The sequence below is a fragment of the Psychrobacter halotolerans genome, from assembly GCF_039680845.1.
Classification (GTDB): domain Bacteria; phylum Pseudomonadota; class Gammaproteobacteria; order Pseudomonadales; family Moraxellaceae; genus Psychrobacter.
The window spans coordinates 1-23,377 of record NZ_JBDKWD010000002.1 but is presented as its reverse complement, the minus strand read 5'-3'; the positions used below and the strand labels follow the sequence as shown (position 1 = coordinate 23,377).

Below are 23,377 nucleotides of genomic sequence, written 5' to 3'. Positions count from 1 at the left end.
AGTCTGTCCTATAGGCTATCAAACCAGTGTAGCAAAATAAGACAGACACCAATATTATCCGAAGGTTACTTTATAAATTACTTTTTATGCGAAAGTTACTTTATAAAATTGCTTTATTTTTCTTAAAAATCATATCTTTTGACCATCTACCATGACGGGACGACTGACCAGCCAAGCAATCACCACGTTTGCTACCATCAAGACTAGCATGATTAACAGCGGCAAATCCCAAGTACCCGTCGCTTCGTGTAGCCAGCCTGTCCCTAATGGGCCAAAAAAGGCAATAAAATAGCCGACCGCTTGCGCCATACCAGACAGCTCACTGGATTGATTGGTCGTATACGTGCGCATCGAGAACAACATCATACTCAAGGTAAAAATCGCAGAGCAGCCAATGCCCATGAGCGCTGACCATAACCATGCCAAATCAACAGACAAATAACTGAGCCCCAAAACGCCCACCACGTTTAAAACCGCAGCAAATACCGCCAATGCCTGAATCGGTCGACCACGGTTGATCAGCCACGTCAGACTTAAAATCGATATGGGCGCCATAAACTGAAACACCGAGCCCATTTGTCCGGCTTGAATGGCTGGTAATCCTTTGCTTAACCAAATGGACGGTAAAAAACTGGCAACGGTATAAAACAGCAAAGACTGTAAACCCATAAAAATGGCGATCTGCCAAGCAAAAGGTGTGCGCCACATAGAGCGCTCTGATGTATTGGCAATCGGCAAGGCGAGTGATGGCTGGCTAGAGGAGCCAAGCTGTATCCGTAAAAATACCCAAATAATAATGGCAAAAATACCGAATAGTGACCAGCCGCCTAATGCCCATTGCCAGCCTACTTGCTCGGATAAGGGTAATACCACGCCTGAGGCGATGCCCGCCGTCACCGTCATAGTGAGACTTAGCAGCCCTGTTAACAACGGAATCTGTTTGGGGGTGCGCTGCTTGATGACCGGTGCCGCGAGCGTATTGGCAAAACCGATGGCTAGCGTGAGCAGTAATGTACCCGTCAAAAAACCGGGCCATGTCGGAATCACGGTACGAATAATCATGCCAATGGTTAATAACGAAATCATCACGATGAGGGTGTTTTCAAGCCCGAAGCGTTTGCCAATGGAGGGCGCAATGAGGGCGCCGATAGCAAAGGTGAGCATCGGTACTGCGCCCAGCCAGCCAATTTGAATTTCAGAGATATTGAGCGCTTGTTGTACGACAGGCGCAATAGAACCAAGCGCCACAATGGGAGCGCGCATATTGATGGCAAGCAAAACCATGGCGCCCAGTACCAGCCAAAATGTGAAACGCGAAGAGGGCGGCTTCGAGGGTAACGAGTGCGACTTGGATGGCAAATCAGATGTGGTAGACATAACAGCACGACTATGAGTAGAGTAAAAAAGAGAACACGTCATTACACAGCGCCAAAGAATGGTCGCTTGCGAATAACACCCAAGAACATGTAAGAAAACGCACCGAGACGGTGATCGACTTTGTAAGTCAGAACGAGGAGTTGCTGGCAGCCTGTCAAACAAGCTTGCTACTCTATAAGATAGGATGAACCTTATTCATGATCAGTAGCTTTTGATTTTGCGCCGTATTTCTTAAGTGGTATTTTTTAAGTAGTATTTCTTAAATACTATGCCTTAAGAGATTACTGATAAATTTCTGATAACACAACCAAAAATAGCGTCAGTCCCTTTTTAAGGACTAGACGCTATTATAGGAACAAAAGTAAGGAAAAAGCCACCAACGTATGAGGATAACTCAAATACCTAGACAGATTTGCCTAGTTGCGCTGCTCTCAAAGCGCTTTCTTGCTGTTCGGCGATTAGGGAATCACATTTATTGGGATCATTGCCACAAAACGAGCAATTTTCATCACCCATCAGTTTAGCAACGCCGCCACAAGATCCTCTCAGGGGCTTTTTCTTGACCATATAACCGATACCCATAAACACGAAGAATAGGATAAACACAGTAAAGGTGATGGCAAGCATGGGAAGCAGTTGACTAAGCATAGTGGCGACCTCGGTTTTTAAAAATAGGGCAGTTATTTTTTACGTTAACTGCTTAATAGTATAGCAAATTTTTGCAGGCCTCGTTGGTGCTAATCGTGTACTGTCACGCGAGTTACCAAAACCTTATGATTTTTTGTCAGCGCGTAACGCTTGCATGGCTGGGGTTTGTACCACTTGCCAGTCGTCAACACTATCGTGAGCATCATCCATTTTGACGCCATCGGCCAATACCACAAACATCACCGCCAGATTTTTTTCTTTAGCGAGCGCTAATGCTTTTTTATAGTGCATGGCGGTGAGCGCCGTTGCCCAAGCGTCTGCCAGCGCAACGGACTCGGCAGCAACGGTCACTGAAGGTGCGCCGCCAGCGATTGGGTCACCAGTGGTGGGGTCAATGGTATGGCTATAGCGTTTCCCATCAAACATGACGGAATTGCGATAGTTGCCAGACGTTGCCAAGTGCATCTGATTGCCCGTATTGATGGGTTGACGAATCGCTGATATCGTTTGGCGCTCGCTGACGGTGCTGCCTTGGATAGGCGCATCGATAGCAATTTGCCATGGTTGCTGCTGATTGTTCACCCCAGAGGTGGCAATTTCACCGCCAATCTCTACCATATAATTGCGAATTTGATACTTGTCTTTGAGCACATCCGCAATCACATCGACCCCATAACCTTTGGCGACTGCTGAGAAATCAAGACCAATCCCATCTTTGCTCTTATGGATGGTTTGATCCTTTTGCATAACCCCTTCAAAATCGACTAACGCTTTTGCTTGGGCGATCTCTGCCGCCGTTGGCGGGCTTTGGAGACGATCCACGGTCATGGTACTACCAAAGCCCCACGTCTCTACCAAGGGCATGACGGTAGGGTCAAACGCGCCGCTCGACTGCTCGTAGACGATGCGGGACACATCAAGCACACGACTAAAATCAGCATCAATGGCGATAGGTGTGTCTTTGTCCGCTCGATTGAATGTTGAGATGGTAGAGTCCGCTTGATAGGTAGACATACTGGTATTAATCTGCTGCAAACGCTCGTCTATCGAGGCTTGTATAGCCTCTTCGTCGGCATCGTCAGGTAGCTGATAGCTGATGTGGTAACTGGTACCCATCGTCTCGCCGCTCAGATAGTTGTAATCTGGTGTTTGCTGGCACGCACCAAGCCCGAACGCACTGGTCAGACCGATCACGCTATATAGAACAGGGCGAATGTTTTTAGGAGAAAATAACGCGTACATTGATGCAGTGGAGAGTATCGTTTTCATAAGATCGTTGCTATAGCGGAAGGTGAATTTGGCTTTTAATAATAAGCGGTACTTATTTTACACCTCGTACCGCCCATAAGCCAATCGTCAAAAAACCAAACAAACCATTTAAGTCGCCCGACCTTTCAGCTTTTATAGCATTGGATAGTCAATCTAGAATAAATGGCGTACATACAGTCATTATGTTCTACCGGAATAAATTTGCCTTGCGCGCTGCTAACACCGAGCTTCCGCAAAATTTACCTCAGTAGAACCAACCGTACTCTTGTTAAGGTATACCAGCTCTGTAAAGCTTGGTATAAAGCTGTTTTCGACTCACGTGACTTCTAACTTCCAATTTACGTAAATTCTAATTTACGTGACTTTCGACTCACGGATAAGCGTATAAAGCTTGGACGGAGATAGTCTATTCACTTTTACGGCAAGTTTTTCTTTCGTGCCAGCGATAACAATGTATTCTTCACCTTTGGTCAGGGCTTTTACCGCTTGCTTGGCAAACGCCGTCGCGGTCATTCCCTTATTAGTGGCGTCATCCATGGTGCCTTGAGCGCTACCATCGCCTGTCAACGCATTGATAGAGACATTGGTTTGGATAAACCCTGGAAATATCGTCGCCACCTCTATACCTTGATCATGCAATTCAGCACGCAAACTATTCGCCCACATATGAATGGCGGCTTTGGCAGCGCCATAAGCACTGCGATACTGCGTCCCTAATAAGCCCGCAACGCTTGACATCATCACTATTTTGCCGCCGCCCTGTGCCATCATGTCTGGCAACACCAATCTGGTCAACCGCGTTTGTGCAAAGTAATCGATCTCCATAATTTTGCGTTCAACGTCCTCATCCGTGTCCATGATGAGCGCGCGCTGACTGACACCTGCATTATTGATCAGCCAATCAATGTGACCAGCTTGAGTTTTCACCGTCTCATAAGCGTCTGCTGTTTGCTTGGCGTCACTGATGTCAAATGGCACGATAATATGCTTTTTGGATTGTTTGCAGCGTTTTTTAACGGCGACTAACTCGCCTTTATCACGGCCACTTAAAATAAGGGTGGCGCCGCGGTTGGCAAAATTAATGGCCAGCGCTTTACCAATACCGCTAGAAGCGCCCGTGATCCAAATGACTAAATCCTTGTACTGAGTTTTCATAAGCATCCTTTGTTTATGTTGAAATCATCCATAATATAGGACAGTCCAAGCAATCCACCATTTAAATTTGTAGGTTTAACAAATAGATAGCAAAGGCGCTTCTTTCATAATATTTTTTTATTGATAGTCGATCTTTTTCAAGATGCTTTTTAACTTTCAAGATGTTTTTTAGACAGAGTACGGCTTTACTGCAATGAGCTTTCATATAGTTGATCCTAAATAGAATGGATACAAGACATGATAGCGCGAGACTGGAACCCATTTTTCTTGCTTGCTGTGCCTACGCAGACAGAGGCTTCAAAAAATGAGTCCCATTCTCGCTGTGCCTTTTTTATATTGGATTGACTATAGCCTCTGTATGAGCAGCACGTAGGGCAAAGCTATAGCAGTGAAATATTATGACTGTATGCGCCACTTTTATTTTGAATCGATGATAACAGCGGTAATCAAAACGTATTTTTGAACACAAAAAAAGAGTCTCAATTGAGACTCTTTTTGTAGACATTCTTAAATATGCTTTTTTTGCTTAATGACTTAATCTAACCACCAAAGTCATCAAGCATGATGTTTTCATCTTCAACACCTAAGCTGTGCAGCATGTCGATTACCGCCGCGTTCATCATCGGTGGCCCACACATGTAGTATTCACAATCTTCTGGGTTTGGATGATCTTTTAGATAGTTTTCAAGCAGCACATTATGGATAAAGCCTGTTGGGCCTTCCCAGTTGTCTTCTGGTAATGGATCAGATAACGCCACATGCCATTCAAAGTTATCAAACTCTTCTTCTAGTTGATCGTAATCTTCGACATAGAACATCTCACGAATAGAGCGTGCACCGTACCAAAAACTGATCTTACGATCTGAGTTCAAGCGTTTGAGCTGATCAAAGATGTGTGAGCGCATTGGTGCCATACCCGCACCGCCGCCAACGAAGATCATCTCAGCTTCCGTTTTCTTAGCAAAGAATTCGCCATAAGGACCTGAAACGGTGACTTTATCGCCAGGCACTAGACTAAATACCCAAGAAGACATTTTGCCCGGTGGGATATTGTCAGGGCCACGCGGTGGTGGACTTGCGATACGGATATTAAATTTGATGAGGCCTTTTTCTTCTGGGTAGTTGGCCATTGAATAAGCACGAATAACAGGCTCATCAACTTTTGAGACGTATTTGAAAATACCAAATTTTTCCCAGTCTTCTCTGTACTCTTCATCCACCACAAAGTCTTTATAATGGACTTCATGCGGTGGCGCTTCTAATTGTACATACCCACCAGCGCGGAAGTTCACTTCTTCGCCTTCTGGAATTTTAAGCACCAACTCTTTAATAAAGGTAGCAACGTTATCGTTAGAGATAACTTCACATTCCCATTTTTGTACATCAAAAAACTCAGGATCAATCTCGATCTTCATGTCTTGCTTGACAGCTACCTGACAAGCCAAGCGCATGTGATCACGGATTTCACCTTGAGTAAAATAACCTTCTTCGGTGGGCAGAATAGAACCGCCACCCTCAATAACGCGGCAGCGACACTGCGCACAGGTACCACCACCACCACATGCTGAAGATAAAAAGATACCTTCGCTTGCAAGTGTTTGTAGTAGTTTTCCGCCTGCTGGTGTCACTACGTCATTATCGGGATTATCATTGATATGGATGGTAACGTCACCTGAACTGACCAGTCTTGAGCGTGCCGCCAAAATAATGGCGACAAGGCCCATGATGATCAAGGTAAACATAGCAACGCCACCAATCGCCGTAGCATAATCCATGATATGTATCCTTAATCTATGGGGTAGGGGCGGGTGAGCATGAATGTAATGCAATACCCGAACGCCTACCGAATAAATGAATTAAATAGGTCAAATAGCTAAATAGCTCTTTAAGTCTGTCGCTTAAATGGACATACCGCCGAACGACATAAAGCCAAGCGACATCAGACCAACCGTAATAAAGGTAATACCAAGACCACGCATTGGCGCGGGAATGTCTGAGTATTTTAGCTTCTCACGGATACCAGCCAACGCCGTAATGGCAAGCGCCCAACCAAATCCTGCGCCCACACCATAGACCATTGATTCACCGAAATTATAGTCACGCTCCACCATAAACAATACCCCACCTAAGATGGCGCAGTTTACGGTGATAAGAGGCAAAAACACCCCAAGCGCGTTATATAGACTTGGTACAAACTTATCCAAGAACATCTCAAGAATCTGTACCGTCGCTGCAATCAAACCGATATAACTGAGCAAGCCCAAAAAGCTTAAATCGATATCAGGGAAACCTGCCCATGCCAATGCACCATTTTTTAGGATGAACTGGAAAAGTAAGTTGTTTAGTGGAACCGTAATGGCCATAACGACGACAACGGCAACCCCAAGACCAATGGCTGTTGATACTTTTTTGGACACCGCCAAAAATGTACACATGCCTAAGAAGTAGGCCAGCGCCATATTCTCAATAAAGACTGAGGTTATAAATAAACTAACATAATGTCCCATTAGTGACCCTCTCTATGTGCCATGCCTTTAGACTGCGGCTTCATTACGTATTCAGCTTCTTCAACCTGCTCTGGTTTCCACGTACGGACAATGGCAATAAACAAACCAATGATAAAGAAGGCCGATGGTGGTAATAATAGTAGGCCGTTTGGTATGTACCAGCCGCCATCAGTGACTGGTTGTAGGATTGTAATACCAAACCAAGTACCTGACCCTAACAGCTCACGTATCGATGCGACGAACAGCAATACCGCAGAGTAGCCAAGACCGTTACCAATACCATCTAAAAAGCTGGGTACAGGCGGGTTGCTCATCGCAAACGCTTCGGCGCGGCCCATTACGATACAGTTGGTAATGATCAAACCAACGAAGACCGATAGTCCTTTACTGACATCATAAGCCACCGCTTTTAGTACCTGATCAACCAAGATAACCAACGAGGCAATAATCGTCATCTGGACGATAATACGAATGCTTGATGGAATCTGCTTACGGATGATAGAGATAAAGAAACTTGAAAATGCCGTGACCAGCGTCAAAGCCACACACATCACCATGGCATTGGCCATGCTGGTGGTGACCGCCAACGCCGAACAGATACCTAGGATCTGTAAAGCAATGGGGTTATTATCAAAAATAGGCGAGGTTAAAATACTTTTAGTGTCAGCCATGTTATGCCTCCTTGCCGTTTGCTACTGACTGCGATGCTGCCAGTTCGGTGTTAGGTTGAGCAGTTTGGGTAGTAGGCTGTGTTGACTGTTTTGCTTGTGCCTCTGCATTGTCAACTGATTCACCATTTTCTTTACGCAGCGCGTCTAGATAAGGCTTATAGCCTTGATCACCCAACCAAAACTGGATCATGTTGCTGACGCCGCGACTGGTAAGTGTTGCGCCACTGATGCCATCGACCCAGTTCTCTTTTGGATTGCCCGCTTTGGTCACGCCAGTGGCTACGTTGCCTTCTTCGTCATAAGACTCGATACCACTCCACTTAGCACGCCACTCTGGCTCTTCGATACGAGCGCCAAGACCTGGGGTCTCTTTATGCTCATAAAAACTGATACCTTTAATGGTATTCATATCACTTTCAAGCGTTAAGAAACCATAAATCGTACCCCATAGGCCGTAGCCCTGAATCGGTAATACAATCAGCTCAGGCTTGCCAGCGTCATCTTCTTTGACATAGACTTTGGCGTATTTTGGCTTACGACCAATACCAGCAGGATCGTTACTACCCAAGTCATCACTCAATGCTTGGTTTTTGGTCGCTTGACTGGCGTCATAGGCGTTACGATCAGGAATACCAGCTGCTTTTAACGCATCATCATCAAGATAGTTGCCTTTGTTTAGATCAATGATTTTGACATCAAAGTCTTTAAAACGTTCGGCAACATCTTCTTGGGTGTCAGACGCTGCATTGTACATATCTGCTGCAACCAAGATGTTTTTATTACGGTCTAAGCGTGCGTTTTCTACTTGCGCGGGTTTTAGACCAACGGCAACGGCTGAGACCAGTACGGAACACACCAAGCATAGCGTCAAGGCCACACTGATGGTTTTCGCATTATTACTTTTGGGCTTGGACATAGCGAACCCTCCGAGCGGTTTGGCGTTTGATGTTTGCTTGGGTCACAAAGTAATCAAACAATGGAGCAAATAAGTTGGCAAATAGAATGGCCAGCATGATGCCTTCTGGGAAAGCTGGGTTGATGACTCGAATCAATACGGTCATAAAACCAATCAAAATACCATACGCCCAGCGGCCTTTATTGGTATGCGCTGCTGAGACTGGGTCGGTTGCCATAAAGACGGCACCAAATGCAAAGCCGCCAATGACCAAGTGCCAATACCAACGCAAATTCATCATCATGTTGTCATCAGAACCAACCATGTTGAAGATAAGAGAGGTGGCAACAAGACCAAGCACACACCCGCCCATAATGCGCCATGAAGCAATGCGTGTCCACAATAGGACAGCAGCACCCAGCAAGATCGCAAGCGTTGATACTTCACCAATACTGCCTTGCATATTACCTAAGAAGGCATCACTCCACGTAATGGCATTGCCATAGACGTCGACGAAATCTTGTGGAACAACGCCAAGCGCAGCAAGACCAAGGGGCGTTGCGCCTGAAAAACCATCCACCGCTGTCCATACTGAATCGCCAGACATATACGCAGGATAAGCAAAGTATAAGAATGCACGACCCGATAGGGCAGGGTTAAGGAAGTTTTTACCCGTACCACCGAATACTTCTTTGGCAACGACCACACCGAAGATAATACCTAGGGCAACTTGCCACAATGGAATATCGGGTGGTAGACATAAGGCAAACAGTACGGAGGTCACAAAGAAGCCTTCGTTGACTTCATGACCACGCACCACGGCAAAGATAATCTCACAGAGAATACCGACCGCAAAGGTGACGATATAAATCGGTAAGAACTGCATGGCACCGTAAACAAAGCTTGCCCAAATGCTATCTGGGTTATAGCCTGCCATACTGGTAATTACTGTGCGCCAGCCTTCAGGTTGCAAGCCAAGCTGCGTGATCGCTGTTAATGCTTGATGACCGATGTTGTACATACCCCAAAACATTGCTGGAAACGTACAAAGCCACACGGTAATCATAATGCGTTTTAAATCAATACCATCACGTACGTGTGATGAGGCGTAAGTCGTTGAGCTTGGTTGACGCAAAAACGTGTCAAACATCTCAAAAATGGCATAATATTTTTCGTGTTTGCCACCTTTAGTGAAAGACGGCTCCATACGATCGAACATATTGTGTAAAAATTTCATCGTGGTTAGCCCTCCAGCTCAATGCGCGTTAAGTTATCACGCAAAATATCACCGAATTCATATTTGCCGGGAGATACAAAGGTGCATAATGCTAAATCTTCTTCGTCCAATTCGAGTACGCCTAAATCAACCGCACTAACAATATCTTCGACAATTAAGGCTCGTAGTAATTGAGTGGGCAGATAATCTTGTGGCATCACTTCTTCATAAACGCCGATTGGCACCATGGCTCGCGGAGAACCATTGCTGGTCGTTGTGAAGTTGTACTTTTTGCCACCAAAGAAATGTGAAATATAGATAGGTAGCTTTGAAAAGCGGTTTTTGCCTGGGCTAAAGAAGTGAAACGCAGGACGTTCACGGCCTTCAGGTAACGCGCTGATTTGGTTGTGAAAGCGACCAAGATAAGCGACATTACTAAACACTTTGCGGCCAGACAAGACAGAACCTGAAATAATTCGGTTCTCGCCAGCAGCCAGTTGACCTTTCGTCAATGCCGTAATATCCGCACCGCGCTCAGTAACCACCAGATGTGGATCGGTAACCGCAGGGCCTGCAAGGCTAAGCATACGGCGCGTATACAAACGACCGGTGGTAAATAGCTTACCAATCGCAATCACGTCTTGGTAACCAATCGTCCAGACAGTAACGCCGCGCATGATTGGATGCAAAAAGTGAATATGCGTACCGGCAAGACCTGCCGGATGCTTACCAGCAAAAGCATGATACTCAGTGACATTATTAGTCGCGGTTTTGGCGACTGGCGTCAACTGGGCATCGCCATGATGGCAGACAAAGGTCTTAGGACTGAGCGCCGATAATACGGCAAGTCCGTCATTGAACGCTTGCAGTTGCTCGTTGATCAGTAGCATTGGGTCAAACGCCAATGGATTGGTATCCATTGCTGTAACAAAGATGGCGTGTGGGCGGGCACCGATTTCTGGGGTGCGGCTATAAGGACGCGTACGAAACGCGGTCCATTCACCAGAGGCAAGTAGTTGGGTTTCAACGACGTCTGAATCTAGGTCAGCAAGTTGCTGGGAGTCATAGCGCTCAAATTCTACTTCTTCACCGTTTGGGTCAACCGCAATCACAAGACTTTCAAACACACGACGTTCACCGCGTTTAACCGCGACGACTTTACCAGCAGCAGGGGCGGTGTAGATGACGCCTACCCGTTTTTTGTCTTCAAAAACGGGCTGACCTTTGGCTACAATGTCACCTTCTTTGACGTTCATCGTGGGTTTCATACCCACATAATCATAGCCAATAACTGCCACATGGGTGGGTTGGTGCTCAGATATCTCGCGGGAGGGTTCACCGGTGATGGGCAAATCCAAACCTTTTTTGATGGTAATCATAAGCGAAAACTTAGTCCATAGTCTAAAACGATACCAGACGTCCTGTTTGGTATATCGGCAGCATGAACATTTGCGTCATTAAATAAAGCCCACAAACCGCTAGTCCTATAGTAGGATAGTGATGAAAGGTTTTAAAAATAACGCATGATCATGACTACTAGTAAGAGTATTAACGCTGACCTCAGACTCCTTAACAACACGTTAATGTCTTATTCGAATTACCAAAGTGGCGACTGGCTACCAAGGTGTATGTTAAAACCATTCCCTCAAAATTAATCGCTAAAGCCATGAGCTTAAGGTGACTACTTTCAAAACAAACAGTCTTATCACACGTTTCATTGAAAATTAAAACTTGTAATGCCAGTATGATTGGCGGCTCTTATCGGTTGAGCATCCTATAAAGCAATGCTTAATTATATAAGAATTAGCCAAATAATGATCTATTGAAATAGATGACAAACTGGTTAAAAGACAAACCAGCCAAGCAACTGATAAGTAGAATTCACTTATTGTAAGCAGATGCTCTAGCGCCAGTAATGACTGTTATAAATAGTTAGCTAGTGATAGAAACGGCGTGAAAGGCATCTCATTAGAGTTTGGTGGTGCAGAGTAGCCTGTTTATAGGCTACCAATTGAAATTTCTAATATAACCCTTCTTAGCAATATAATATGGCCGCTAACCTCATATTCATGTCGTTAGCTATTGTACTGCTTGACTCGTCCTGACTGCTAAGCGATCTTAAGTCCAAAGCCACTCACTAAAAAGCCACTTCATAAAACAACTCAATCAAAAGCCTAGCGTATGGTTACTATCACATAGAAACAAATAAAAATTTACCTAGGATTATACGCTAAATTGACCTAAAATTGCCAGTCAGTAATTGAATTTACCTAATGTTTACAGTGAATATTCAGATAGAAACTTATAGTTATGGTTTTTTACTTAAGTAATGATGCTTACCTTTTTGACTGATTTTTAGTCTGTGATTGATTTTCACGGATTTGTCAGTCACCCTATCTATTGGGTGGTATTTACTGTTTTTGATTGATGATTAATATTAAGTTTCCAAGATTTATTCGATGTTATGCTTTATAAGATAAGGAATGTTGTATGTGTGCTGTGCCTGTCATTATCCCTGCTATTGACTTAAAAGATGGGAAGTGTGTGCGTTTAAAACAAGGCCGTATGGAAGATGATACGGTATTCTCTGATGATCCAGTCGCCATGGCAGCGCGCTGGGTCAATGAAGGAGCGCGTAGGCTGCATCTGGTCGATTTGAACGGGGCGTTTGACGGTGTGCCTGTACACAGACAAGTGGTGCATGATATTACCAAAGCTTACCCGAATCTGCCTATCCAGTTGGGCGGCGGTGTCAGAAACATGAACACCATTGAGCAATATATTACGGCCGGTCTGACTTACATTATCATTGGTACAAAAGCGGTTGAAGATCCTAGCTTTGTTGCTGAGGCTTGTCGCGAGTTTGCAGGACACATCATCGTTGGTATCGATGCCAAAGACGGTATGGTGGCCACGCATGGTTGGGCAAACGTCACTGATACCAAGGCTACTGAACTTGCTAAGCGTTTTGCTGATGTGGGTGTGTCTTCAATCGTTTATACCGATATCGCTCGTGATGGCATGATGCAAGGCGTCAACGTCGAACAGACGGTGAACTTGGCTCGCGAAGGTGGATTGCCTGTAATCGCATCAGGCGGTGTGACAGATATGAAAGATATTGAGCTACTAAAACCTTATGGCGACTGTATTGAGGGTATTATCACGGGTCGCGCAATTTACGAAGGCACGTTAGACTTGGGCGAAGCGCAGACTTATTTGGACCGTGTGTAAGTAATACAAAGCGCAGGCATACAATGTTCGCGACAATAAGTTAGTAAAACTGCAAAGGATGCTTATGGCCACCTATTTTGACCACTCAATACGGCGTCATTCATTATGGATGCAAGGTCAGAAGGTGTTGCTATTGAGCACGCTGCTACTAAGCCTCATTTGTACGTTACCCGCCTATGCTGCCGATGAACAGACGACAGGCATTACCACCGTATTGGGGGTGGAGCGTGCAGCAGAGAACATACCTGATGATTCTGCCCTTTCCGAAGATGAAAGCGCAGAATCGTCTACATCCGCCACCTCTCAAACGTCACCTATCTCTCAATCGTCACCTACCTTGCCGCCCGTCATTGGCGGTCAAAGTACCAATAATGCCGAGATTGAAACCACCCCTTCTTTGCAAAAGGACGGTGACATTCGTCAACGTATCGAAGGGATCTTTTCTGAAATCGAAGGCTTGCAAGCCATTGATGTGAGTGTCAACCAAGGCGTGGTTATCTTAACGGGAGAAGCGCCAAACGAAAAAAAAGCGCAGCAAGCCGTTAATTTGACCAACCGTCTGACCGATGTGGTCACCGTTGATGATCGAATTGATCGAACGTTGGATGTACAAGACAATGTCACGACCGTTTATCAAGGCTTAAAAGCGCAGGTCAAAAACCTCGTCAAAGCGCTGCCTTTATTGCTAGTGGGTTTGGTTATATTTGCACTGGTGACATGGCTGGGCAGCTGGTTGTCCAATCGCAAAAAAATGTGGCAACGTTTAACGCCCAATCCGTTTGTTGCTGAGCTATTGGCACAGACGGTCAAAGTTATTTTTATCATTTTTGGTCTTATCTTGGCACTGAGTTTGATCGGTGCAGAAACCGTCTTAGGTACGTTGCTTGGCGGTGCTGGTGTCATTGGTATCGCTGTTGGTTTTGCAGTCAAAGACACCATCGAAAATTATATTGCATCTTTGATGCTCAGTATTCGTCAGCCCTTTCGCGCCCGCGATCATATTGTGATCAATGGGCAAGAGGGGATTGTGGTACGTTTGACATCACGTGCGACGATACTGATGACGTTAGACGGCAATCAGCTGCGCATTCCGAATGCAGAAGTCTTTAAAGGTACTATCTTAAATTACACCAAAAACCCTGAACGCCGCTTTACGTTTGAGCTGGGCGTGGATGCCAATAACGATCCGTTGGCCGCCATCAAAGTGGGTTTAGATGCTATAGACAAGCTGGCGTTCGTCTTAGAAAAGCCAAAAGCCATTGCGGTGATCAACAATGTGGGTGATTCTAATATTGTCTTAGAGTTTCAGATTTGGGTAAATCAATCAGAAACGGACTTTGCCAAAGCCCGTAGTATCGCCATTCGTGAAACCAAGCACGCCTTAGAGAACGCAGGCTTTAGCTTACCAGAACCCATTTATCGCTTACGCTTCAATAAAAAATTAGAAAAAGCCTTCGAGCACATGCAAGGTGGTAACACTATCAGCAGTGAGACTGTCAATGGCACGAAGGTACCGCCCATTCCTGCAACCATTGACCACGATCAGGCTGATGCGCCAAGTGTTGATGATAAAGACAAACAACAAGCCAAAGCGCGCGCCAAGCAAATTTTGCAAGGAGATAATGCTGAAGAGGTGTTGGATGCGCGTCCTGATGATAAGCTGATGGAAAAGGTAGAACAAGAAATCGCCGAAAGCTCAGATGAGACCGATTTATTGAATAGTAATAGCCCGCAAGAGTAAGCCATAAAACCATCGGCAAACTAGGCACAAAAAATGCAGTAAAACGTGTCTCTGATTCTTACTTAACGATGAGACACTTTTATGCAAATAAAACATCTGATTATATTCGCGTTGGTTGGTATGGTTGCGTTACTTGGTTTCAATCTTATCATGGGCAGTCAGCATGAGAAAAATAGGGAAGCCGCCATCAGCAGTGCCATGTCTGAAGAAACGACAGGCGCTGGTGTATCTGATACAAAAGAAAGCGACGGTAGCTCGACCAGTATTGCCAATAAACCACTGGGTGAGCAACCCAAAGCCATTTTAGATGATGCCACTACCAAGATTGATCAGGCGCAACAGGCCGATCAAGCACGATTGGCACAGATGGATGATGAAGCAAAATAAACTAGCACACATAAAAAAAGGCTAACGATCACGTTAGCCTTTTTTATTCTGTTAAAATTTTAGCTACTATCAGCTTTTCTTGTTAGCGCCTCTGCTGCGGCTATTGCCTTTTTTAGCGGGACTTTTTTTAGATTGACCTTTTTTGGTTTGGTTCATCTCACTAGATTGCAGCTTTTCTTTTAAATCAAAGTCAATTTGCAGCAGATCCATATTCACACCCGCTACTTTTACTTTGACTAAATCGCCAAGTCCAAATAAGGTGCCTTTGTCCTTACCGATCAGCTGCTGTTGCTGCTCATCGTAAACAAAGAAATCATCACCGACGTTTGAGATGTGTACCAATCCATCGATATACAAGTCGCTCAATGTCACGAATAAGCCGAAGTTGGTCACCGTCGTCACCACACCTTCAAACTCTTCGCCAACATGGTCAGTCATATAATGGCATTTAAGCCAAGATTCAACGTAGCGTGAGGCTTTTTCTGCACGGCGTTCTGTGTCTGACGTTTGCGTACCCGCAGCTTCCAAAGAAAAGTCCATGACAGGTTGTTTACTGTTCGTCACTTTTGCTTTGATGGCGCGATGTAGCATCAAATCCGGATAACGGCGAATCGGTGAGGTAAAGTGGCTATATTCATCATATGCCAAACCAAAGTGACCGATGTTGTCAGGGGCATAGTTGGCCTGCATCATTGAGCGCAGTAGCATGCTATGGATACTAATCGCATCGGGTCGGTCTTTAGTCGCTTCGATAATACGCTGATAATCGGCTTGGGTTGGATTCTCTTCTGGGAACGGCAAACCAAAATTCTTCGCATATTCGTGAATACGCATCGACTTTTCGTTATCAGGTTTATCATGGTTACGATACAAGACGGGCAATTCATGCTTTAGGGCAAAGTTTGCAGCGCAAGTATTGGCAAGCAGCATACATTCTTCAATAAGCTTCTGAGAATCACCACGCGTTCGTGGCAAGATAGCATCAATACCACCTTTTTCGTTGAACTTGATGTACGTTTCAACCGTCTCAAACTCCATGGCATGACGCTCTTCGCGCTTTTTGAGCAGCAATTCATACAATTGATAAAGGGTATCAACCGATTTTCTCACGTCTTTATTATCAGTTAAAGAAGCAGGCACACTCTTATCTTGTGGATTATCAAGATAAGCATTGACTTGGTTGTAGGTTAAGCGTGCTTGTGAGTGCATGACAGATGGATAAAACTCATAACCCGTCACCTTGCCTGCGCGTGATATTTTGATATCAGCAACCATACAGAGGCGATCAAGATTTGGGTTTAATGAGCACAAACCATTAGACAGCACTTCAGGTAACATTGGTATGACGCGATGCGGGAAATAAACTGACGTACCACGCTCAAACGCATCTTGGTCAAGCGGCGAGTTTGGCGTGACGTAATAGCTCACATCCGCAATCGCTACGACCACTCGATAATTGCCACCAGAGCGTTTTTCAGCATACACGGCATCATCGAAATCGCGTGCATCTTCACCATCGATGGTTACAAGTGGTAAATGACGTAAGTCTTTACGACCCTTGAGATCTTTTTCGGTCGGTTCTTGATAGTCACTGGCCTGTTTCAGTGCCGCCTCACTAAAGTCTGAGGGAATATCATAATTGAGCAACGTGGTCTCAATGATGAGCTCACGATCATTGTCATCAGATAAGACCTCAGTGATTTTACCGGTGGCAAACTCATGCTGATTGGGCCAATCGATGATGTCAACTTTGACAGGTGCACCTTGCTTGATATTCAAGGCTTGTACGTTATCATCAGTGACAGTAATGGGTTGGTGGTTATTGGGACTACCCAGCTCAACACAATAGCCGTCTTCGTCACGAGCAAGCGTGCCGATAAAGTTGTTTTGTCGACGTTCAACCACATCGACAATACGACCTTCGGTACGACCACGATTGTCTGTTGATGTACCGACCGCAGCGACTGTATCGCCGTTAAATACCCAGCGCATCTGCTTTTCATGCAAGAATAAATCTGGCATATCACTTAACAGGACAAAACCAAAACCTTTAGGGTGCGCAGACACTGTGCCTGTGACCACATCTTGTTGTGTAACAGTGCGATAACGATAAGGACGACCTTCACGGTTCACTTGTCCATCACGCGCCATCGCTTTTAGGCGATTGCCTAACGCATCAAACTGGTCAGGGTCTTCGATATTGAAAGCCTTGGCCAGTTGTTGATGCGTGACTTCACCATGCTCAGTAATCGTGCTTAATATCAGCTCACGACTGGGGATGGGATTGTCGTATCTTTTTGCCTCACTTGAGGCGTTTGGATCATTCCAACTCATAAATTACCGTATCTATTTTTAAAATTATTAATAGGGGCTATCTTAACACGAACGACGTTGCAATATCTTGCGTCAATTGCCTTAAGTGTATTCAGTAGCAAGGGTTATCGCCTCTATCTGGCGAAAATGGTTTAAATAAATCAAATATCAATATCAACGGTATTCGATTTATTGGTTATTTTTTTGCTGTCTATTTCTTTAGAGACTTCCAAGACCGTGGTTTGATTGGATTTATCAAGGTATTTCTGCGCTTTATCAACTTCAGTGGTTAAGGTATTGACGGTCTGCTTCATGTTTTCTAGCGCTTCAATCTTATAATTACTGATCATATCCATCGTATCATAAACATTATTGAAGGCATTTTGAAGTTTATCAAGCTCAATACTGCTATTGGTTGCTTGTTCATGAATTTCACCCGACTGACGCTTTAGCATGGCTGAAGTGGATTCAATCAAGCTACTGGTGGTTTTGTTTAATGCCGTGATCTGATCAAGCACCAGTTTTTGATTGGTCATGGCTTGAGCGACGACGACAGCCGTACGTAGGGCTGATACAGTAGTAGTCGTTGCGCGATCCACCCCTTTAATCAGCTCCAAGTTATTACGACGAATGGTATCCAAAGCCAAATACCCCTGAACATTAACCGCCAACTGGGTCAAAAAGTCCGTGTTCTTCTGACGCACATAAAACAGCATCTCTTCTTTAATAATACGCGCTTTTTCGGGATCCGTTGATTCTATGGCATAGATTTTTTGCTCTAACTGCTCATCAATCTTTTTACCAACATAGACATACTGACGGATGGACTGCATGAGCGCCCACATATTAACTTTTTCTTGCTCGATCATCGCATTGTCTTTGAGTAGCTCATCCTTACCATTATAAAGACTGGTGACCACTGCATTGATATGCGACTGGGCAGATTCGTATTGACGAAAATAATCTTGTACTTTATTACCAAACGGAATGAGACCGAATAACTTACGCGAACTGGTCAGCTCTTTTTTGCTTGGATCCAAATCTTCCACAATGCCGCGTAGTTCTGTCAGCGATTTGGCAATAGGAGAGTTATCAAATAAGCTGTCATTGAGACTTTTGGCGGGCAAATCGAGCATACGATTGGAAACCTGCGCCGATTCGCGAATCTCTTTGGTACCCAAATTATGAATAGATTGTACATTTTGCTGAAACTCAGGACTGTGTACGGAGTTATTAATCACATGATCGACAAAAGCGTCAACTTTGGCATCAAGCTCTGGAATTTGATTTTCATCCAACTTGACCATTTGATCGGCTTCACTTTTTTGTACTTCTTTTACAGGTTCAGGCGCAGTCAAAGAAATACTGGGAGTCGTCGCGTTTTCAGGTGGGGTCAATTCTTGCATGAAATTTCCTATAATATCTAAAATGAACGGAGTTTCGAGATGATGACTGTATTAAGGTATTAAGAAACCAATATAAAACATCAATCTTAGAATACGTTGATTAGAAGTATGATTTTTGTGTGCACGCCACTATTTTTATTTGAATCATATCGATAGAATGCAGTAGAGCTTTAGACTAACTGGTAATGAAAAAGTTGAGAAGAGAGATTTTGTAAAGTAGCGTCGACTTATTATGTTTAAAAATAGTCAATTGTGTTTAAAGATAGCCAACGACAGACTCAAATAATAAAAAACCATCAATATCCCGCAGCATATTGATGGTTAAGATTAAAGGTGTTTGTATCTACTTATAACATCAACTAACAGCCACCACTAATGAGTAACCTGCTTAATGGGTTACTTCTTTTTAGTTGGCCCAAGCAGCATACCCATTTGACGACCTTCCATCTTAGGGTACTGTTCGACGTTTGAGATATCAGCGGTATCTTCAATGATACGATCAAGTTGTTTGCGACCAATCTCTTGGTGCGCCATTTCACGTCCGCGGAAACGAATGCTAATTTTAACTTTGTCTTGATCTTCCAAGAAGCTGACAATCTTTTTGAGCTTAACTTGATAATCGGCTTCTTCGGTACTAGGGCGTAGCTTCATCTCTTTAAGCTGAGTCTGCTTTTGGTTTTTCTTAGCTTCTTTCGCCTTTTGCTTTTGATCATAGAGGAAGTGCTTATAATCCATGATTTTGCATACTGGTGGCTTGGCTTCAGGAACTAATTCGACCAAATCTAGGTTTTCATCACGTGCCGCTTTCATGGCGGTTTCGATATCGACCACGCCCATTTGCTCGCCGTCTTCTTTAACGAGACGGACTTCTTTGACATTGATATCTTCGTTGATGTTCAAACGGTTTGACTGTTTAATAGGTATTACTCCTCATCTGTTTTTGGGGTCTGTCGGCCTTTTCTACCAACAGCGGTCTGTACTAATGTAATAAATTCAGAAATGCTCATGACGCCAAGATTCTCACCTTCGCGTGTTCGGACGTTGACGCTGCCCGATTCAACTTCTTTATCCCCTAATACTAGCATATAGGGAACACGTTCTAATGTTTTCTCTCGTATCTTAAATCCAATCTTTTCGTTACGCAAGTCACTAGTAGCGCGAATACCCGCATTTTTAAGCTCACTAACCACGTTTTCACAAGCATCCGCTTGCTTATCTGTGATATTCATGACCGCTACTTGCTGCGGCGCAAGCCACACTGGCATCCAACCGGCGTAGTTTTCAATCAAAATGCCAATAAAGCGCTCGAATGAACCCAAGATTGCACGGTGCAACATAATAGGCACTTCACGCTCATTTTGCTCGTTCACAAATTCAGCATCGAGGCGCTCAGGCATATTTGGATCAACCTGAATCGTACCGCACTGCCAAACGCGTCCTAAAGAATCTTTGAGACTGAACTCGATTTTTGGACCATAAAACGCGCCTTCACCTGGCAAATAGTCCCAATCAAGACCTGAGCTATCAAGCGCATCTGCCAAGGCTTTTTCGGCAAAATCCCAAGACTCATCGCTACCCACGCGTTTTTCAGGGCGTGTTGAGAGCTTCATAATGATGTTATCAAAGCCAAAATCTTCATATACCGCAAGGGTTAGCTTAATGAAGTCGGCGACTTCTTGCTGGATTTGCGCTTGCGTACAGAAAATATGGGCATCATCTTGCGTAAAGCCGCGTACTCGCATCAAACCATGCAATGAGCCGGACGGTTCGTTACGATGGCATGAGCCAAATTCTGCCATACGCAGCGGCAAATCACGGTAAGATTTCAAACCTTGGTTAAACACTTGCACGTGACAAGGACAGTTCATTGGTTTTACCGCGTAATCACGGTTTTCACTAGCGGTCGTGAACATATTGGTCGCATAGTTGCCCCAATGTCCAGAACGTTCCCATAGGCTGCGGTCCACGATTTGTGGGGTTTTGATCTCTTCATAGCCGTTATCGTATTGTACTTTTCGCATATACTGCTCAAGTACTTGATAAATCGTCCAACCATTGGCATGCCAAAACACCATACCCGGCGCTTGCTCTTGCATATGGAACAAGTTAAGCGCTTTACCAATCTTACGATGGTCGCGTTTCTCTGCTTCTTCAATGCGCTGAATATACGCTTTTAAATCTTTTTTATCCGCCCACGCTGTACCATAAATACGTTGTAGCTGCTCGTTCTTGGCATCGCCGCGCCAATACGCACCCGACATCTTGGTCAATTTAAATACTTTTAAAAACCGTGTGTTTGGTACGTGCGGGCCACGGCACATATCAACATATTCTTGATGATGATAAAGACCAAAGGCTTCTTCGCCCGGCATATCGTTGATCAGCTTTAGCTTATAATCTTCACCGCGTGACTGAAAAATTTCAATCGCTTCAGCACGTGGCGTCATTTTCTTAATCACGTCATAATCTTGCTTGATCAGCTCCATCATGCGTTTTTCAATCTTTTCCATATGCTCAGGTGTAAAAGGCGTTTCACTAAAAATATCGTAATAAAAACCTTCTTCGATCACAGGACCAATGACCATTTTTACGTCAGGATAGAGCTGTTTGACAGCGTGACCCAATAAATGAGCGCAAGAATGGCGAATAATATCAACACCGTCCGCATCTTTTGGGGTGACGATTTCAACATTAGCGTCAGCAACGATGGGATCGTGCGCATCGACCAACTGTCCATCTACGCGTCCAGCGACCGTCGCTTTAGCAAGTCCTGTCCCAATACTTTGCGCCACTTCCATGACTGTCGTATTGCCTTCGAAGTTCTTTACGCTACCATCGGGTAAAGTAATCGCTACCATAATCTATTCACCTGTTTTTGGGTCCGTTGGCAGTGATGATTGCAACCATCAATCATATAACCGCAAGACCGCATCAATTATATTCAATCATTGTGATATGTGATAAAACAATATGCCTGCTTTTTCTGCATTAAAATAATCTGCATACAACCTTAGCAACCAATCATGGAGAATACCGGACTGGACTATGATAAGGAGCAGTATTTTACCTATATAGAAGAGATCCAATAATAGGGCAGAGAAACAACGCTGTACAAACGACTATTATAGCAAAAACTGGGTATTAAGACTATTGGGTATTAAGACTATATAGTAGGAAGTGAGTACCATATAAAGTGGAGACAGATAAGTAGAAAAGCAAGTTTTGCGTCACTGGTAAAGCGATAATGACTCAAGATACTTATAATAATGGGGGCTTTATTGACGAATCCAATGATGGCGCAAACGACTGAGACAAGTTTGCACATTATTGTGTGTCGTATCCATTATCCATTTCAAAGTAGGCTAAACAGATAAACTGTCAAAATCAGAGTAGTAATATCAAATTGTCAAAAGATAAGTATTTAAGCATCTAAGCATCTAAGTATCTAAGTATCGATGCGTTGCAACTCCGTCAACGCCAAATCACGGTAGTAAAGATCCTCGCGCACGTTGAATCCCATATTTTCCCAAAAGCCATTACCAAAATGATTGTTTTGAAAAATGAACAAACCTACTTTGGTTATTTCCAGTTTCTTCATTTCGTTTAACACACTTTTTACCAAACCTTGACCGATACTTCTATAACGATAATCTTGATGTACCGCCGTGTGATACAGATAACCACGGCGCCCATCTTCCCCAGCGATGATGACGCCGACGATCCGATCGTCATCTTCAGCGACAAAGTTCAGGGTTGGGTTGCGCTGTAGCATACGTTTAATGCCTTGTTGCGAATCATCCACATTATTTAACCCCATTCCTGGGGTAAGAGACCACAGTTCGTAGACCGAAAGATAGTCATCAATTTTCATCATTCGAATATTCATCAGATAGTGCCTTGATTTAAATAACGGTTAACTACTTAGAACGTAGTAATATAAAAGGGATATTAGTTTACCTTCCTATTTAACGCTAACTATAAGCAGAGCGGTCTCAGACAGATGAATCTCTACTAAGTAGCAAAACAGTCTACTAATATGAACCTATATAGTTGATCCTAAATAAAATGGATACAAGAAATAATAGAGCGAGACTGGAACCAATTTTTCTTGCTTGCTGTGCCTTAGCAGGCAAGGGCATCAAAAAATGAGTCCCATTCTCGCTGTGCCTTCTTTATGTTGGATTGACTATATATAGATAAAACCATAGCACGAGTAAAACCTAATGATTAAGAAAGACGGTCATATATAAGCGTAAGTCAGTAATCAAAAAATAGTTTAGAGCTAAACTTTTGAAATTACAGGCAATATTTTTTAATTTAAAAACAACCAAAATAACCCCTTGACCCAGCATCAAACCTGCGTATAATGCGTCCCAGTCGGAGAGGAGCTGCTTTAGTATTACAGATTGAGTCTGTGAAACGAGAGTTAGCAAAGATTAGAATTAACTGGATTCTTCATAGGAGAAAAAACTTCAAACTAAACTAAAAATACTTCTTGACTTCATAAATAAAGCGTCTATAATACGCACCTCATTAAGGCAAAGCAGTTAAGAAGATAGTG

The 23,377-nt window shown here is 44.0% G+C and carries 18 protein-coding genes; 3 read left to right on the top strand and 15 right to left on the bottom strand.

Translation table 11 applies throughout. From position 1 onward, the window contains the following. Positions 1-129: 129 nt before the first annotated feature. The 10 genes from AAJP47_RS03815 to AAJP47_RS03770 all read right to left on the bottom strand — a co-directional run bounded on the left by AAJP47_RS03815 (position 130) and on the right by AAJP47_RS03770 (position 11,117). Positions 130-1,377 carry an MFS transporter gene (locus AAJP47_RS03815; RefSeq protein ID WP_346716591.1) on the bottom strand — a complete coding sequence of 416 codons (1,248 nt, stop codon included), beginning with the start codon at positions 1,375-1,377 and terminating at the stop codon, positions 130-132. Between the two features lie 402 nt (positions 1,378-1,779). Continuing rightward, a complete protein-coding gene (gene nqrM / locus AAJP47_RS03810; RefSeq protein WP_346716590.1) occupies positions 1,780-2,025 on the bottom strand; it encodes a (Na+)-NQR maturation NqrM in 246 nt (81 codons plus the stop codon). Between the two features lie 123 nt (positions 2,026-2,148). Beyond that, positions 2,149-3,267, bottom strand: coding sequence for an FAD:protein FMN transferase (locus AAJP47_RS03805; RefSeq protein WP_497198694.1), 1,119 nt, complete (start codon positions 3,265-3,267; stop codon positions 2,149-2,151). 381 nt (positions 3,268-3,648) lie between these two features. Next, the gene (locus tag AAJP47_RS03800) at positions 3,649-4,449 is read right to left on the bottom strand and encodes an SDR family NAD(P)-dependent oxidoreductase (RefSeq protein WP_346716588.1); all 801 of its coding nucleotides are present in this window, start codon (positions 4,447-4,449) and stop codon (positions 3,649-3,651) included. A 539-nt stretch (positions 4,450-4,988) separates the two neighbouring features. Further along, positions 4,989-6,224: an NADH:ubiquinone reductase (Na(+)-transporting) subunit F gene (gene nqrF / locus AAJP47_RS03795; protein WP_346716587.1), complete on the bottom strand. Its 1,236-nt coding sequence runs from the start codon at positions 6,222-6,224 to the stop codon at positions 4,989-4,991. 123 nt (positions 6,225-6,347) lie between these two features. Continuing rightward, positions 6,348-6,956 carry an NADH:ubiquinone reductase (Na(+)-transporting) subunit E gene (gene nqrE, locus AAJP47_RS03790; RefSeq protein ID WP_346716586.1) on the bottom strand — a complete coding sequence of 203 codons (609 nt, stop codon included), beginning with the start codon at positions 6,954-6,956 and terminating at the stop codon, positions 6,348-6,350. Beyond that, positions 6,956-7,627: an NADH:ubiquinone reductase (Na(+)-transporting) subunit D gene (locus AAJP47_RS03785; RefSeq protein ID WP_346716585.1), complete on the bottom strand. Its 672-nt coding sequence runs from the start codon at positions 7,625-7,627 to the stop codon at positions 6,956-6,958. Before AAJP47_RS03785 ends, nqrE begins: the two co-directional genes overlap by 1 nt. Before the next feature lies 1 nt (position 7,628). After that, positions 7,629-8,543 carry a Na(+)-translocating NADH-quinone reductase subunit C gene (locus AAJP47_RS03780; protein WP_346716584.1) on the bottom strand — a complete coding sequence of 305 codons (915 nt, stop codon included), beginning with the start codon at positions 8,541-8,543 and terminating at the stop codon, positions 7,629-7,631. Next, positions 8,524-9,759, bottom strand: a complete 1,236-nt coding sequence (locus tag AAJP47_RS03775) for an NADH:ubiquinone reductase (Na(+)-transporting) subunit B (protein ID WP_346716583.1) — start codon at positions 9,757-9,759, stop codon at positions 8,524-8,526. Before AAJP47_RS03775 ends, AAJP47_RS03780 begins: the two co-directional genes overlap by 20 nt. 5 nt (positions 9,760-9,764) lie before the next feature. Next, entirely contained in the window at positions 9,765-11,117 is a 1,353-nt protein-coding gene (locus AAJP47_RS03770; protein ID WP_346716582.1) for a Na(+)-translocating NADH-quinone reductase subunit A, read from the bottom strand. A 1,111-nt stretch (positions 11,118-12,228) separates the two neighbouring features. Here AAJP47_RS03770 and hisA point away from each other — a divergent pair. From hisA to AAJP47_RS03755, 3 genes are all read left to right on the top strand, one after another. Continuing rightward, a complete protein-coding gene (gene hisA, locus AAJP47_RS03765; protein WP_346716581.1) occupies positions 12,229-12,969 on the top strand; it encodes a 1-(5-phosphoribosyl)-5-[(5-phosphoribosylamino)methylideneamino]imidazole-4-carboxamide isomerase in 741 nt (246 codons plus the stop codon). Between the two features lie 109 nt (positions 12,970-13,078). Beyond that, positions 13,079-14,710 (top strand): mechanosensitive ion channel domain-containing protein, encoded by a 1,632-nt coding sequence (locus AAJP47_RS03760; RefSeq protein ID WP_497198693.1) that lies wholly within the window; start codon positions 13,079-13,081, stop codon positions 14,708-14,710. 81 nt (positions 14,711-14,791) lie between these two features. Continuing rightward, positions 14,792-15,097 carry a hypothetical protein gene (locus tag AAJP47_RS03755; protein WP_346716579.1) on the top strand — a complete coding sequence of 102 codons (306 nt, stop codon included), beginning with the start codon at positions 14,792-14,794 and terminating at the stop codon, positions 15,095-15,097. Positions 15,098-15,166: 69 nt separating this feature from the next. Here the strand turns inward: AAJP47_RS03755 and rnr are convergent, their stop codons facing one another. The 5 genes from rnr to AAJP47_RS03730 form a co-directional block, all read right to left on the bottom strand. Beyond that, on the bottom strand, positions 15,167-17,431 hold the full coding sequence (rnr, locus tag AAJP47_RS03750; RefSeq protein WP_346716578.1) for a ribonuclease R: 2,265 nt from the start codon (positions 17,429-17,431) through the stop codon (positions 15,167-15,169). A 140-nt stretch (positions 17,432-17,571) separates the two neighbouring features. Next, a complete protein-coding gene (locus tag AAJP47_RS03745; protein ID WP_346716577.1) occupies positions 17,572-18,816 on the bottom strand; it encodes a toxic anion resistance protein in 1,245 nt (414 codons plus the stop codon). 396 nt (positions 18,817-19,212) lie between these two features. Further along, positions 19,213-19,716, bottom strand: a complete 504-nt coding sequence (gene infC / locus AAJP47_RS03740; protein WP_346716576.1) for a translation initiation factor IF-3 — start codon at positions 19,714-19,716, stop codon at positions 19,213-19,215. 23 nt (positions 19,717-19,739) lie between these two features. Continuing rightward, complete coding sequence (gene thrS / locus AAJP47_RS03735) at positions 19,740-21,674, bottom strand: threonine--tRNA ligase (RefSeq protein ID WP_346716575.1); 1,935 nt, start codon at positions 21,672-21,674, stop codon at positions 19,740-19,742. A 587-nt stretch (positions 21,675-22,261) separates the two neighbouring features. Continuing rightward, positions 22,262-22,618, bottom strand: a complete 357-nt coding sequence (locus AAJP47_RS03730; protein WP_346716574.1) for a GNAT family N-acetyltransferase — start codon at positions 22,616-22,618, stop codon at positions 22,262-22,264. Between the last annotated feature and the right edge of the window lie 759 nt (positions 22,619-23,377).